This window comes from Rhodopseudomonas infernalis, from assembly GCF_022271405.1.
Classification (GTDB): domain Bacteria; phylum Pseudomonadota; class Alphaproteobacteria; order Rhizobiales; family Xanthobacteraceae; genus Rhodopseudomonas; species Rhodopseudomonas infernalis.
Window position 1 is genome coordinate 191,327 of the sequence record NZ_JAJNAL010000002.1, and the last position, 14,435, is coordinate 205,761.

The following is a 14,435-nucleotide window of genomic DNA, read 5'->3' on the forward strand; positions in this document are numbered from 1 at the left end:
CGGCGCTAAGCCGAGGTTCCGGCCAGATACTGCTCCAGCCAATGGATGTGGTAGTCGCCGTCGATGATGGCGGGCTCCCGGACCAGCGCCCGGAACAGCGGCAGCGTGGTCTCGATACCGTCGACCACCATCTCGTCCAGCGCCCGCCGCAGCCGCATCAGGCATTCGCCACGGGTTTTGCCCTGGACGATCAGCTTGCCGACGAGCGAGTCGTAATAGGGCGGGATCGTGTAGCCCTGAAACACCGCGGAATCGATCCGGACGCCCAAACCACCGGGAGGATGATACCGAGAAATCTTGCCGGGGGACGGCCGGAAGGTTACCGGATTCTCGGCGTTGATGCGGCACTCGATGGCGTGGCCATTGAGCACGATGTCGTCCTGGGTCACCGGCAGGTCTCCACCGGCGGCGATCCGGATCTGCTCGAGCACCAGATCAATGCCGGTGATCATTTCGGTGACCGGATGCTCGACCTGGATGCGGGTGTTCATTTCGATGAAATAGAACTCGCCATCCTCGTAGAGGAATTCGATCGTGCCGACGCCGAGATACTTCATGTCCTGCATCGCCCGGGCGCAGATGCCGCCGATCCGGGCGCGGGCCTCAGGGGTGATCACGGGCGAGGGGCTTTCCTCCCAGACCTTCTGATGCCGGCGCTGCAACGAACAATCGCGCTCGCCGAGATGGATCGCGCCGCCGCGGCCGTCGCCCAGCACCTGGATTTCGATATGACGGGGCTTTTGCAGATATTTCTCAAGATACACGGAGGCGTCGCCGAACGCAGCCTTGGCCTCGTTGCCGGCGGTGGAGATCGCCATCGCCAGATCGTCGGCGGTACGAGCGACCTTCATGCCGCGCCCGCCGCCGCCCGCCGCTGCCTTGACCAGGACCGGAAATCCGATTTCCTGCGCGATCGCCATCGCGTCGTCGTCGGGGCCGACCCCGCCGTCGGAGCCCGGCACCACCGGAATGCCGAGCTTCTTGGCCGTCTTCTTGGCCTCGATCTTGTCGCCCATCAGGCGGATGTGCTCGGCCTTGGGGCCGATGAAGTGCAGATTGTGATCCGCCAGGATCTCGGCGAAGCGCGCGTTTTCGGACAGGAAGCCGTAGCCGGGGTGAACCGCATCCGCGCCGGTGATCTCGCAAGCGGCGAGCAGCGCCGGAATGTTGAGATAGCTGTCCTTGGACGGCGGCGGACCGATGCACACGCTTTCGTCGGCGAGGCGGACATGCATCGCATCGGCATCGGCGGTCGAGTGGACCGCGACCGTGGAGATTCCGAGCTCCTTGCACGCGCGCAGCACCCGCAGGGCGATCTCGCCGCGATTGGCTATGAGAATTTTATCGAACATCGGGGCCACCGGATTGAGAGGCGAATGACGAGTGGCGAATGGGGTGCGGATGGCGTTGCGATGCAGTTCTATTCGCCACTCGCCATTCCCTACTCGCTACTCGATCACGACGAGCGGTTCGCCGAATTCGACGGGCTGGCCGTCTTCGACCAGGATCTGCGTGACCGTGCCGGCCCGCGGCGACGGGATCTGATTCATCGTCTTCATGGCTTCGACGATGAACAGCGTCTCGCCGGCGGACACGCGCGAGCCGACTTCGATGAACGGCTTGGCGCCGGGCTCGGGCGCCCAATACACGGTGCCGACCATCGGCGAGGGCACGACGCCCGGATGTTTGGCGAAGTCGACCGCAGAGGCCTCGAGCGGAGCGATCGCGGCGACGGCGCCTGGGGCGTAGCTCGCCGGGACAGCCGCGGCGATGCTGACATTGCGGGCGACGCGCACCCGCAGACCGGCTCGCTCGATCTCGATTTCCGTCAGATTGGTTTCGTCGAGCAGCAGCGCGAGTTCGCGGATCAGCGTGCTGTCTTCGGTTGCCGCGGCTTCTTTCGGCTTGGCGGCGGTCTTGGTGTCAGGCTGGCGGGCCATGTTTGGATCCAGATGGCTTGAGTGAACGGGGCGCGGGGTCAGGCCTTGGCGACGGCGCCGATTTTTGCGGCAAGCCCGGTGATGGCCAGCCGATAGCCGTCGATGCCGAAGCCACACAGGCTGGCAAAGGCGGCCTTCGCGATGAAGGAGTGGTGACGAAAGCTTTCGCGCGCAAAAACGTTGGAAACATGGACTTCCACCGTCGGAATTTGCACACCGACCAGCGCATCGTGCAGCGCCACCGAGGTGTGGGTGTAGCCGCCGGCGTTGAGCACGATGCCGACCGCCTGGTCGGCACGCGCCTGATGGATCCAGTCGATCAATTCGCCTTCGTGATTGGATTGCCGGCAGACGGCCGTGAAGCCGAGGCTGGCAGCGGTTTCAGTGCACAGCTTTTCGACGTCGGCCAAGGTGGCGTGGCCATAGATCTCCGGCTCGCGGGTCCCGAGCAAATTCAGGTTCGGACCATTGAGCACGTAAATCGGTTGAGGCATCCGAAAATCCGGCAATGTCAGCGAGGTTCCGGTCTGGCGGCCGGTCAAAATCCGGCTCTGCAGAAGCCGGTTTCCCGGGCGCAATTCACTTGATTGCGCGCGTTATAGGTAACCTCAACGCTCAGGGGAAGCCTCAACGCGTTTCCATGCCGCATGAATCGCCTGATGCTTTGGACGAGGACAGGCCGGCAAGGCGGTATAATTGCTCGCGAACCTTTCGCAATGAGTGCTGGCATCTGGCTTTATGGAGGTTGTGCACAAGGGTTGCGCAAACGAAAGGGCGACCCGAAGGCCGCCCTCGCTCCATTGACGAACGTTGCCGCGGTCAGGCGTCGAGCACGGCGACGATCTCCAACGTGCGCGGATTGACCACGATGATCTCGTCCCGGACCAGGAAGAACTCGTAGCCGCGCCAATCCGGATAGACCGTGATGATTTCGGCCGGCAGCGGGTGGAAGCGCACATCGCGCGGCACCCGGGTGCCAACCGAGATCGAGAAGTTGACGTTGGTCTGCGGCTGAATGTTCTGGTTCTTGATGACGGTTGTGATCTTGGTGCGCTGCTCGGTGGAGAGCTTGGCGCCGGCGCCAGCCTGGCCGGTGGTGGTTCGATCACGCTGGCTGTCGGCGTTACGGTTCATCCGGCCGCCGCGGTCCTTGTCTTTGTCGGCGGCGTTCTTGTTCATCTGCTCGCGATCGTTGCCGGCCTTGCGATCCATCTCGCCGCCCTTGCGATCCTCGGCTTTCATGTCCTTGCCGCCGGCGCGGCCGTTGTCGGAGCTCATCGAGCCCTTCGGCGCGCTGTCCTGGGCACGCTGACCGGTCGCCCCACCGGGAGCCGCGCGATCGTCCTGACCCGAGGTCATCCCCGAGCCGGCACCGCCGCCGGACCTGTTCATTTGCGGCGCCGAAGAACCGCGCTCGGCCGGTGCGGACGAGCCCGCCGACGGCGAAGCCCCCATCGATCCGCCGGCACCGGTGCCTTGCGCGTGGGCTGCGCCGCCAGCGATCAACGCGGCGGTCGCGACCGAGATCAAAAGGCGATTGATCATTTCCATCTCCTCCTAATGAGCCTGCCCGCGCGCGACAACCCGACGCATGTGTTTCCGTTCCGCAGAACCGTGTTTCTGTTCTGCATAAGACGGTTTCGCAGTTTTGTTTTGCTGCACGGGGGGAGGCGGATTAGTTTCTGGAGCACGACGAGGCGCAATCCATTCGGGATCTGCGACGTCTGGCGCCCGGCCGGATCCTGCGGTCCACCAGCCTGTTATCAGGCATGGCAATTGCAACGCCGATGGCTCGATCGGGAGGAAGTATGGCGCACTATGTTGTACGTTTTATGAAGGATATTCTCGGCGAGAACGGCCGGCACGCTGAGGTCTGTCAGCGGATGTTGGAAATCGAGGCGTCCAACCGGCACGAGGCAACGGAACTCGCCAAGCAGAAGTTCTGCGAGATGGAGCGCCTGCGTGAATGGTCGCTGCATGCCGACCGTGTCCACGTCGCCGAAAGTGATTTCCCGTCCTGATGGCGGCGTCCCGAGCGGGAGTGAGCCGCTCGGGATTCTTGCGAGATGGCAGCTCCGAGATTCTCAGAGCACGAGGAATTTCGGGGCGTCGCTCAGCACTGTTCCTTGCCGCAGCGGGCCTGCGCCACCTTCTGCCGAAGCGTTTCGAGACCAACGGCTCCGACCACGACCTGCTTGCCGATGACATAGCTGGGGGTGCCGTTCATGCCCATGGATTCGGCGAGCTTGAAGCTCTCTTCGATGGTGGCGCGCACTTCCGGGCTCTGCATATCCTTGTCGAGCCGCGCCATGTCGATGCCGGCATCCTTGGCTGCGGCAACGGCACGCGCCTTGTCGGCCTGACCGCGGCCGCCCATCAGCTTCTGGTGGAAATCGAGATACTTCTTGCCGCTCGGATCCTGCATCCGGACCGCGATCGCGACCTGAGCGGCCTCGACCGAGCCCGGCCCGAGCACCGGGAATTCCTTCAGCACGATCTTGAGCTTCGGATCGTCCTTCATCAGCTCGAGCATGTCGGTCATCGCGCGTTTGCAGTAACCGCAATTGTAGTCGAAGAACTCAACGAAGGTGACGTCGCCGTTCTTGTTGCCGAGCACGACGCTGCGCGGAGAATTGAAGATCGCATCCGCATTGGCCTGGACCGCAGCCTGATGCTTTTCGGCGCTGGCTTGCGCCTGTCGCTTGCTCAGTTCCTCGGAGGCTTCCTCGAGTACCTCGGGATGCGACACCAGATATTCCTTGATGATGCTCTCGATCTGGCTGCGCTGCTCGTCGGAGAATTTCTGCGCCGAAGCGACTCCTGGCGCGCCGAGCAGGGCTAGCGCGAGCAGAGCGGCGACGAGCGGGCGGAACGACGGCATGGGCAATCCCTTCACGGCGAGAACGGCTGATTGGCAGCGGAATCGAAGCTTCATAGCGCTTTTCCCGCCCAAATACGCGCAATTTGTGAACACGTTTCGGTCAGCCGTCCTTCGGGCGCCGGCCGCCAAGCGGGCGCGGCGACGCCGTAAGGTCCGCCAGCGTTCGCCGTGGCGAACGCCTGCAGCAGCGGCGGCGTGATGCCGGGGGCGCGTTACTTGACGGTGGTGAGGCGCAGATAGGGGCGGGGTGCGTCCCAACCCTGGGGGAACGCCTTGGCCGCATCGTCGCCCTGCAGCGACAGCGGGATGATCACCTTGTCGCCGGCGCGCCAATCGGCCGGGGTGGCGACACGATACTTGTCGGCGAGTTGCAGTGCGTCGATCACCCGCAGGATCTCATCGAAGTTTCGGCCGACATTCATCGGGTAGGTCATCGTCAGCCGGATCTTCTTGTTCGGATCGATGATGAACACCGAACGCACCGCCGCTGTGTCGCTCTGGTTGGGATGGATCATGTCGTAGAGCTTCGCCACCTTCAGATCGGGATCGGCGACGATCGGAAACAGCAGGTCAGTTTGCTGCGTGTCGTTGACGTCCGCAATCCACTTCAGATGTTCGGACACGGTGTCGGTCGAAAGCCCGAGCGGCTTGACGTTGCGCGCGGCGAACTGCTGCGACAGCTTTGCGGTCTTGCCCATCTCGGTGGTGCATACCGGCGTGAAGTCGGCCGGATGGCTGAAGAAGAACACCCACGAGTCGGCGGCCCAGTCATGCAGCGAGATCGGGCCCGTCGTCGTGTCGGCGGTGAAATCGGGGGCGATGTCGCCAATGTGCAAAGACATTTGAACTCCTGGTGTTTGACGAACGTCATTAGCGCGCCGCGGCGCTTCCACCGGGCGGGGGCAGGCTGTTTAGCTGGAGATCGGTGAGGGCTGCTTGCGCCGCATCAAAGCGCGAGCAAAGAGGCCGTGCGGCGATCGATACGCGTCACCGCACGGCGCAATTGTCTGAAGTACTTAATTCGATGAAATCGATGTTGCTATGCCGGGGTCACGGGCAGGGACGGGCCCGGCCGTCCTTGCCGATATAGGTCATGGTCTCCGGATTGAACGACCGGAAGCGCGATGCGCAGTAGTTGATCGCGTCCTGACGGCGGGACTGTTCGGCTGCGCTCGCGGCAATCGCGCCGCCGAGGATGGCGGCCCCGATGCCGATTCCGACGGCGGCGCCGGCATCGCCGCCCCAGCCGCGTCCGCGACCCCGTCCGCGCCACGCCTGAGCAGGTGTCGTCGAGGCGGTGATTGCGACACCCGTGGTGGTGATAATTCCGAGTGCGTACATCCCCAGCAGGATGCTGCTGGCCAACGTCCGCGAGATCAGCTTTCGCGCTTTGCCGCGCTGCAGTCCGGTGGTGCTCATTGATGTCTCTCCCTCGCAAGGCCACGACTCGCACGGCGAGGCGCGGCGGATCGTTATCGAGACATGTGGTGTAGCCGCCAATTTGAGCTGCATCAATTCCGAGGTTCGAAAGCTGTGCTGGCGTGCACTATTTGGACGGGCCCTTCGCTGCAACGATATCGTCGGCCCTGACCCAGCCGGGTGAGCCGACCGGGAAGCGCGTCTTGGCGCGCGACGCCAGTTCGCGGGCAGTTTTGTTGTCGCCGCGCAGATACGCGGCTTGCGCCGAAGCAAGGTCCGCTTCGGCGTAGTCGCCCTTGCGACCATAGGCCATCGCGAGCTGGCTGTAGCCGATCGGTGCTTCGCTCTCGCGCGCCAGTGCGGCCCTGAGGATGCGGATCGCTTCCTCGGTGGTGCCTGGACTGTTCGATGCGACCAGTGCCTGGCCGAGCAGCATTTCGATCAGCGGCGCGCCGCGGGTCATCGACACCGCCTTGCGGAGCGGGGCGATTGCGTCCTGCGGCCGGCCGCCTTCGAGCAGCGCCTGGCCGCGCAGCTCGTAGAAATATGGATTGTTCGGCTCGGCCTTGATCAGGCTGTCGATCTGCGCCAGCGCCGAGCGTGGGTCGCCGTGCAGATAGGTCGAGATCGCGCGGGCGTAGCGGGCCGGCAGGCTGGTGTTGGACAGTGGGTAGCGCCGGTTCACCGTGTCCGGACGCTCCATGAAGCCGGAAGTCTTGGCGCGCATCATCTCGTGGCGGAGCAGCAGCGCGGCGTCGTCCTTCTTGTCCCAGTTCGGGCTGGAGCGCGCCAGCTCCTCCAGTGCGCGAACACGCTCGGCCGGCATCGGATGCGATTGCGCGTAAGGATCGGCGCCGCGCGCGGCGAACAGGCTTTCGTCGGTGAAGCGGCGGAAGGTCTCGTACATGCCTTTCGCCGACTGCCCGGTGGCGTCGAGGAATTTCACCGCGGCCTTGTCGGCGTTCTCTTCCTGCTGGCGCTGATACGACAACAGATTGCGGCGGATCAGCTCCTGCGGCGCAGACACCGCCGCGGCGCCGATATTGCTGGCGCCGCTGTTGGGGCCGCTGCGAGAGCCCGCCACCATGGCGCCGACGCCGAGCAGCATGGCGACGATCATCTGGGTCTGCGCCTGCGCCAGCTGGGTCCGCAGCTTCGACAGGTGGCCGCCGGCGAGGTGGCCGGTCTCATGCGCCAGCACGCCGATCAACTGGTTCGGCGTCTGCGACTGCATCAATGCGCCGTAGTTGACGAAGATGCGGCGGCCATCTGCGACGAAGGCGTTGAATGTCGAATCGTTGATGATCGCGATCTGGATGTTCTGCTTCTCCAGCCCGGCGACGCGCAGGATCGGCCGCGTATAGTCGCGCAGCAGGTTCTCGATCTCGGTGTCGCGCAGCAGCGGCGGGCCTTTGGGCTGCGGCGCCTGGGCGAAGCTCGGGAACGGGGCGAGCGCCAGCGCGACGGCGCAGACCGTCGCGATGAGACGCGAGGCTCGCCTGCGCAGCGCACGGCGCGCGCAGCTCAGGGGACGTTCAACCGCCACTTTGATCATTGGCCGAGGTTCGAATACCGGTTATTGCCATGCATCAGCCCAGCATTACGGCAGCAGCGCGACGCCCGCCGGGTTCGCCGAACCGCGCGGGAGATAGCAGATTTCCATGCACGATGCGACCAAGACAGACGCGGTGCGACGATTGCTGACACCCTCGGCTCGCAGCGACGTTCCGCCGTTCATGGTGATGGACGTGATGGCCGCCGCCGACAAGATCGAGGCTGCGGGTGGCCACGTCATCCACATGGAAGTCGGCCAGCCCTGGGCGCCGGCGCCCCGCACCGCGATCGCTGCGGCGCATGCGGCGCTGGAGCAGGGCCGGATCGACTACACCTCGGCGCTCGGCCTGCCGTCGCTGCGCGCGCGAATCGCGCGGTATTATCGAGAGGCCTATGGCTGCGACGTCGCGCCCGAGCGCATCGTCGTCACCACCGGCTCGTCCGGCGCCTTCATCCTGTCGTTTCTGGCGCAGTTCGAGCCAGGCGACCGCGTCGCCGTCACCGTGCCGGGCTATCCGCCGTACCGGCACATCCTCACCGCGCTCGGCTGCGTCCCGGTGCCGATCGAGACTCACGCCGAAACCCGACACGCGCTGACCGGCGAGGCGGTGCTCGCCGCGCATCGCAAGGCGCCGCTCAAGGGCGTGCTGGTCGGCAGCCCGGCCAATCCGACCGGCACGATGATGACCCGCGCGGCACTCAGCGAACTGATCGCGGTGGCGGAAAGTGCAGGCATCCGCTTCATCTCCGACGAGATCTATCACGGCCTCGACTACGCATTCCCCGCGGTGACGGCAGCCGAGCTGTCGCCAAACGCGGTGGTGATCAACTCGTTCTCGAAATACTTCTGCATGACCGGGTGGCGCGTCGGCTGGATGGTGCTGCCGGAGGCGCTGGTCCGGCCGGTGGAGCGGCTGCAGCAGAACCTCGCAATCTCGGTGCCGACGCTGTCGCAGATCGCCGCCGAGGCGGCGTTCGACGGTCGCGACGAGATGGAAGCCGTCAAGCACGGCTACGAAATCAACCGCCAGATCCTGATCGCAGGTTTGCCACAAGCCGGCCTGACCGAGTTCCTGCCGGCCGACGGCGCCTTCTACCTCTATGCCGACGTCTCCAAATTTACCGCCGACAGCTTCGATTTCACCAAGCGCATGCTGGCCGAAGCACATGTCGCCGCCACCCCGGGAACCGACTTCGACCCGCTGCGCGGCAAGGATTACGTGCGTTTTTCTTACGCCCGATCGGCCGACGACATGCGCGAGGCAGTGCAGCGGATCACAGCCTGGCTTTCGGGAAAATCTCGGTGAGATGACGGCCCTGCGCGAAACGCCGCTTGATCTCAGCGGCAATTCGTCGCTATAGGCAGCCGCGAATAATTCCTTCCGGGAGAATTGGGTTGCCGATCGGTTCGTCCGCGTTCCCCTACTGCAACGGACACTTGGTGCTCGGCGCGATGCCGGGATCGGATCCCGCGGACGACGGCGCCGAGGCTGGACGCATCGTGGCGCCGATCCCCCGCGGCCGCGGGCGAGGGTGGTCGCCTCGACCCTGACCTCCATTCTGCACTGACTTGGTCGACCGGTCTGCCTGTGGTCGTTCCTGACGTCATACCCAACGACAGGCACATCATGGTCAGTGGAGTGACGGCTATGTCGACGATGACCGATTTGGATGCTCATGGAGCATCGCATGCCAAAGGCCGGCCGCACCGCAAGCCCTGGTACACAGTTCTCTATGTTCAGGTCCTGATCGCGATCGTGCTCGGCGTGCTGCTGGGTTGGTTGTGGCCGCATCTCGCCACCAACGAATGGATCAAGGCGCTCGGCGACGGCTTCGTCAAGTTGATCAAGATGGTGATCGCGCCGATCATCTTCTGCACCGTGGTGTCGGGCATTGCCCACATTCAGGACGCCCGCAAGGTCGGCCGCGTCGGCGTCAAGGCACTGGTGTATTTCGAGGTGGTGTCGTCCTTCGCACTGATCCTCGGCCTGATCGTTGGCAATATTTTCCAGGTCGGACACGGTCTCGCGGCCAAGCCGGATGCCGCCGCGGTGGCGAAATACGTCGATCAGGCCAGCCATCTGAAGGCCGTCGATTTCGTGCTGCACGTCATCCCCGACAGCGTGGTCGGTGCCTTCGCGCAAGGCGACATCCTGCAGGTGCTGCTGTTCGCGGTGTTGTTCGGCTTCGCCCTGATGGCGCTCGGCGAGCGTGGTCATCGGCTGCGCGACGTGATCGACGACGCCGCCCATGCGGTGTTCGGCGTCATCGCGATCGTGATGAAGGCCGCACCGATCGGAGCATTCGGTGCGATGGCGTTCACCATCGGCAAATACGGTCCGGCCGCGCTGAGCAATTTGATCGGCTTGGTGCTGCTGTTCTACGCGACCGCTGCGCTGTTCGTGATCCTGGTGCTCGGGCTGATCGCGCGGTTCGTCGGCTTCAACATCTTCAAGTTCATCGCTTACATCAAAGACGAGCTGTTGATCGTGCTCGGCACCTCGTCATCGGAAAGCGCGCTGCCGCAACTGATGGAGAAGCTCGAGCGCCTCGGTTGTTCGAAGTCGGTCGTCGGCCTGGTGGTGCCGACCGGCTACTCGTTCAACCTCGATGGCACCAACATCTACATGACGCTGGCGACGCTGTTCATCGCGCAGGCGCTCGGCGTCGAATTGTCGTTCAGCAACCAGGTTGCGATCCTGCTGGTGGCGATGCTGACCTCGAAAGGCGCCAGCGGAGTCACCGGCGCAGGTTTCGTCACGCTGGCCGGCACGCTGGCCGCCGTGAATCCGGCGTTGGTGCCCGGCATGGCGATCGTGTTCTCGATCGACAAATTCATGAGCGAGGTTCGCGCGCTGACCAACATCACGGGCAACGGCGTCGCCGCGGTGTTCGTGTCGTGGTGGGAAGGCGAACTCGACCACGACCGCCTGCACGCCAACCTCAACCGCACCATCGACCCATCGGACGTTGAGACGGCCGTCACCACGGGGTGATGATCGCCTGTGTCCCGATGTAGAACCGCCCGGCTGATGAAGCCGGGCGTTTTTTTGTCGGGGCAGTGGTGCCGGCCCGAGCGGTTGAACTATGAGCAATTGTCCGCTGGCGCGGCAGTTTCCGCAGCCATCGTCCTGAAGGGCGGGGGCGGCGGGTCCTGAAGGACAGGCCGCGGCTGTTGCAGGCCGTTTGGACGGTACCGCGAGTGAAGGCGGCGTTGCGTGGCCGGAAGCCTCTCATGTGAAAATGCCCGCGACTGGCGCGGGCATTTGCAAGCGAGGCTATGGCGTGCGGAGTTAGTTGCCGCCGCCACCGAAGCGGCGGGACCACCAGCCGGCGCGGCGCGGCGCCTCGGACGCAGGCTCAGCGGCGGTCTGCGGTGCGGATTCCGACGCAAGAGCCGCCGGCTCCGCCGGGGCCGGAGTCTCTTCTGTCGCCGGGGAGGCCGCGACGTCCGGCTTCGGCGCAGTTGCACCGAAATTCACCTTCTCGCGCACTGTCGAGCGACGACGGGCCGAACGCTCTGCTGCAGTCTCTTCGGCGGGAGCAGCCTCGGCGGGGGCCGGGACGGACTCGGCGGTAGCCGTGAGGCTAGCAATCGCAGTGAGAGCGGGCTTTTCAACGTGAAGTTCCGCAGTCTCCGCTGCAGACGCACTCGGAGCGGAAGCATCCTCGGCCTCGCTGTCCTGCTCGTGCCGCTTGCCGAGCCAGGGCTCGGCGGACGATTCCGAGGCGGGCGAAAGCGGTGCGGCTTCGCCATGGGATTCGCCGTCGGGTTCAGCATGATTTTCGTCGGCCTGGTCGGTCGCGCCGAACTCGTCGGAGCCACCGGCGGCAGATTCCTCACCCTCCGGGCCACCACGCCGGCGCCGGCCACCACGACGGCCGCGGCGGCGCGGACGGCGCTCGCCGTTCGCCTGATCGGCGCGTGCTTCGCCTTCGCCCTCGGCGCCGTCTTCGGTGTCGTCACCTTCTTCGTCGGCAGCGCTTTCCGCTTCGCCGGCCTCGGGCGCGGAGCTCGGTTCGCCGTCCTCGGTCGGGGCGCTGGCGTCGCGGCCTTCGCCGTTGCGGGAGCGGCGACGCCGACGGCGCTTGCGCTTGCGCTCGCCGCCTTCACCTTCGCTACTCTCGCCGGACTGCTCGTCGGCGAGACCAACGGTTTCGTCGGTCTCGATCTCGGCCTCGAACTCGTAGCCCTCATCGTCGGCGTATGGCTCATCGGGCTGCGGGGGCGACGCGGCGACCTGCGCAGCGAGCAGCGCCTTGGCGGCTTCCAGCGTATGCACCTGTTCGCCGCGATCGATCACGAACGACTGCTGACCGGACACGGTCGGATCGGACACCACCGACAGCGACACCTTGAAGCCGGTTTCCAGATCACGCAGATGGCCGCGCTTCTGGTTCAGCACATAGAGCGCGACGTCGGCGCGGGTGCGCACGATCAGATTGTGGGTCGCGCCCTTCATCAGGATCTCTTCAAGGCCGCGCAGCAACTGCAGCGCAACCGAGGAGACCGAGCGGACGTGACCCGAACCGCCGCAATGCGGGCAGGGCTCGGTAGAGCTCTCCAGCACGCTGGCGCGGATACGCTGGCGCGACATTTCGAGCAGGCCGAAATGCGAGATGCGGCCGACCTGGATGCGGGCGCGATCCTGCCGCAGGCAGTCGCTGAGCTTGCGCTCGACCGCGCGGTTGTTGCGCTTCTCGTCCATATCGATGAAGTCGATGACGATCAGGCCGGCGAGGTCGCGCAGACGCAGCTGCCGCGCGACTTCCTCCGAGGCTTCGAGGTTGGTCTTGAGCGCGGTGTCCTCGATGTGATGTTCGCGGGTCGAGCGCCCGGAGTTGACGTCGATCGAGACCAGCGCTTCGGTCTGATTGATGACGATGTAGCCACCGGAGCGCAGCTGCACGGTCGGCGAGAACATCGCATCGAGCTGGCTCTCCACGCCCATCCGCGAGAACAACGGCTGGCCGTCGCGATACAGCTTCACCGCGCGCACTTGCGACGGCATCAGCATGTGCATGAAATCGCGCGCTTCCTGATAGCCGGCTTCGCCGGCGACCTGAATCTCGTCGATCTCCTTGTTGTAGAGATCGCGCAGCGAGCGCTTGATCAGCGAGCCTTCCTCGTAGACCAGCGTCGGGGCCTGGGAATTCAAGGTGACGTCGCGGACCGTCTCCCACATCCGGATCAGATACTCGAAGTCGCGCTTGATCTCCGGCTTGGTCCGGGTCGCGCCAGCGGTGCGCAGGATGATGCCCATGCCTTCCGGCACGTCGAGATCCTGCACCACTTCCTTGAGGCGCGAACGATCCTGCGCCGAGGTGATCTTGCGGCTGATGCCGCCGCCGCGCGCAGTGTTCGGCATCAGCACGGCGTAGCGGCCGGCCAGCGACAGATAGGTCGTCAACGCCGCGCCCTTGTTGCCGCGCTCTTCCTTGACGACCTGCACCAGCATCACCTGGCGACGCTTGATGACTTCCTGGATCTTGTACTGACGGCGCGGGCGGAAAGCGCGTTCCGGCACTTCCTCAAGCACGTCGTCGCCGCCGACCGATTCGACGATGTCTTCCTCGGCCTCGTCGTCATCGTCCTCGTCGTCGTCCCCGTCCGCTTCGACGTCGTCTTCAGCTTCGGCCTCGGCATGCTCGGCGTGGGCGTGATCGTCTTCATCCTGGTCATGCTCCGCGCTCTCCGCGAGCGGGAACGGAGCGTCCTCAGCGTAGCCGCTGTTGTCGTCCGCAACGTGCTCATCCGAGCCCAGCTCGTCCGCGCGCTGGTCGTGAGGCACGTGATCGGCGGCGGCAGGGGCGGCAACTTCGACTGGTTCAGCGTTCGCCGGAGCTTCGGCGACGATCGCCGAAACGGCCTCGGCCTGGTTGTGATGCTCGATGGACGACTGTTCGCCAGCCTGACCATCGGCGTTTCCGAATTCGGTCGACGATGTTTCGGGCGTCGCGCCGGCCTCCTGCGCCGGCGACTCGTGCATCAGCGGCGCGTCGGCGGCGCGCTGATGATCGGCGTCATTGTGATCGGTGTGGTTGTGCTCGGTGTGAGCGTGATCCGATTGGTCGTGATCATGATGCTGGCCGTGATCGTGGTCCGCATGAACCTGATCGGAGCCGTTGTGCTCGTGGTCGTGCGGCTGTTCCGCAGAGGGGTCGGCGTCGACCACCTCGCTCTGAACGCGCTCGCCACTGCCGCGGCGGCGGTGGCTGCGATGCCGCGAGCGGCGGCGGGTGGAGCGCTGCTCGCTTTCCTCTTCGGCCTCGCGATGGGCGCGCTCGTCGGCTTCGATCAGAGCCTGCCGATCGGCGACCGGGATCTGATAATAATCAGGGTGGATTTCGCTGAAGGCGAGGAAGCCGTGACGGTTGCCGCCGTATTCGATGAACGCCGCCTGCAGCGACGGCTCGACCCGGGTGACTTTGGCGAGGTAGATGTTGCCGCGCAGTTGTTTGCGCTGGGCGGTCTCGAAATCAAATTCTTCGACGCGGTTGCCGCGGACCACGACCACCCGGGTCTCTTCCGGGTGGGTGGCGTCGATCAGCATCTTGTTGGGCATTGTTCAACTCATGGCGGCGGAACGCGCGCGAGACGGCCAGCGCAGAGAGCGCGGCCGGACAACGCAACGGTCCAC

Annotated in this window: 12 protein-coding genes; 3 read left to right on the forward strand and 9 right to left on the reverse strand. The window is 64.9% G+C overall.

The features are described 5' to 3' along the window. Positions 1-5: 5 nt before the first annotated feature. From accC to LPW26_RS02610, 4 genes are all read right to left on the reverse strand, one after another. Positions 6-1,352: an acetyl-CoA carboxylase biotin carboxylase subunit gene (gene accC / locus LPW26_RS02595; RefSeq protein ID WP_238732684.1), complete on the reverse strand. Its 1,347-nt coding sequence runs from the start codon at positions 1,350-1,352 to the stop codon at positions 6-8. A gap of 96 nt (positions 1,353-1,448) precedes the next feature. Continuing rightward, the gene (gene accB, locus LPW26_RS02600) at positions 1,449-1,940 is read right to left on the reverse strand and encodes an acetyl-CoA carboxylase biotin carboxyl carrier protein (protein WP_238732686.1); all 492 of its coding nucleotides are present in this window, start codon (positions 1,938-1,940) and stop codon (positions 1,449-1,451) included. Positions 1,941-1,978: 38 nt separating this feature from the next. Continuing rightward, a complete protein-coding gene (gene aroQ, locus LPW26_RS02605; protein WP_238732688.1) occupies positions 1,979-2,434 on the reverse strand; it encodes a type II 3-dehydroquinate dehydratase in 456 nt (151 codons plus the stop codon). Positions 2,435-2,759: 325 nt separating this feature from the next. Next, positions 2,760-3,485 carry a DUF1236 domain-containing protein gene (locus tag LPW26_RS02610; protein WP_238732690.1) on the reverse strand — a complete coding sequence of 242 codons (726 nt, stop codon included), beginning with the start codon at positions 3,483-3,485 and terminating at the stop codon, positions 2,760-2,762. A gap of 263 nt (positions 3,486-3,748) precedes the next feature. On the opposite strand from LPW26_RS02610, the gene LPW26_RS02615 reads away from it, so the two are divergent. Continuing rightward, a complete protein-coding gene (locus LPW26_RS02615; RefSeq protein ID WP_238732691.1) occupies positions 3,749-3,961 on the forward strand; it encodes a hypothetical protein in 213 nt (70 codons plus the stop codon). Positions 3,962-4,053: 92 nt separating this feature from the next. On the opposite strand, the gene LPW26_RS02620 is transcribed toward LPW26_RS02615, so the two are convergent. The 4 genes from LPW26_RS02620 to LPW26_RS02635 form a co-directional block, all read right to left on the reverse strand. Then, positions 4,054-4,821, reverse strand: a complete 768-nt coding sequence (locus LPW26_RS02620; RefSeq protein WP_238732692.1) for a DsbA family protein — start codon at positions 4,819-4,821, stop codon at positions 4,054-4,056. 212 nt (positions 4,822-5,033) lie between these two features. Further along, positions 5,034-5,663: a peroxiredoxin gene (locus LPW26_RS02625; RefSeq protein ID WP_238732693.1), complete on the reverse strand. Its 630-nt coding sequence runs from the start codon at positions 5,661-5,663 to the stop codon at positions 5,034-5,036. A gap of 208 nt (positions 5,664-5,871) precedes the next feature. Next, positions 5,872-6,240: a BA14K family protein gene (locus tag LPW26_RS02630; RefSeq protein ID WP_238732695.1), complete on the reverse strand. Its 369-nt coding sequence runs from the start codon at positions 6,238-6,240 to the stop codon at positions 5,872-5,874. A gap of 127 nt (positions 6,241-6,367) precedes the next feature. After that, entirely contained in the window at positions 6,368-7,795 is a 1,428-nt protein-coding gene (locus LPW26_RS02635) for a M48 family metalloprotease (RefSeq protein WP_238732696.1), read from the reverse strand. Positions 7,796-7,901: 106 nt separating this feature from the next. Between LPW26_RS02635 and LPW26_RS02640 the strand changes: the two genes are divergently transcribed. Together LPW26_RS02640 and LPW26_RS02645 are read left to right on the forward strand one after the other, a co-directional pair. After that, complete coding sequence (locus LPW26_RS02640; RefSeq protein WP_238732698.1) at positions 7,902-9,101, forward strand: pyridoxal phosphate-dependent aminotransferase; 1,200 nt, start codon at positions 7,902-7,904, stop codon at positions 9,099-9,101. A gap of 342 nt (positions 9,102-9,443) precedes the next feature. Further along, positions 9,444-10,790: a dicarboxylate/amino acid:cation symporter gene (locus LPW26_RS02645; RefSeq protein ID WP_238732699.1), complete on the forward strand. Its 1,347-nt coding sequence runs from the start codon at positions 9,444-9,446 to the stop codon at positions 10,788-10,790. 297 nt (positions 10,791-11,087) lie between these two features. On the opposite strand, the gene LPW26_RS02650 is transcribed toward LPW26_RS02645, so the two are convergent. Continuing rightward, entirely contained in the window at positions 11,088-14,360 is a 3,273-nt protein-coding gene (locus LPW26_RS02650) for an Rne/Rng family ribonuclease (protein ID WP_238732701.1), read from the reverse strand. Positions 14,361-14,435 lie beyond the last annotated feature (75 nt).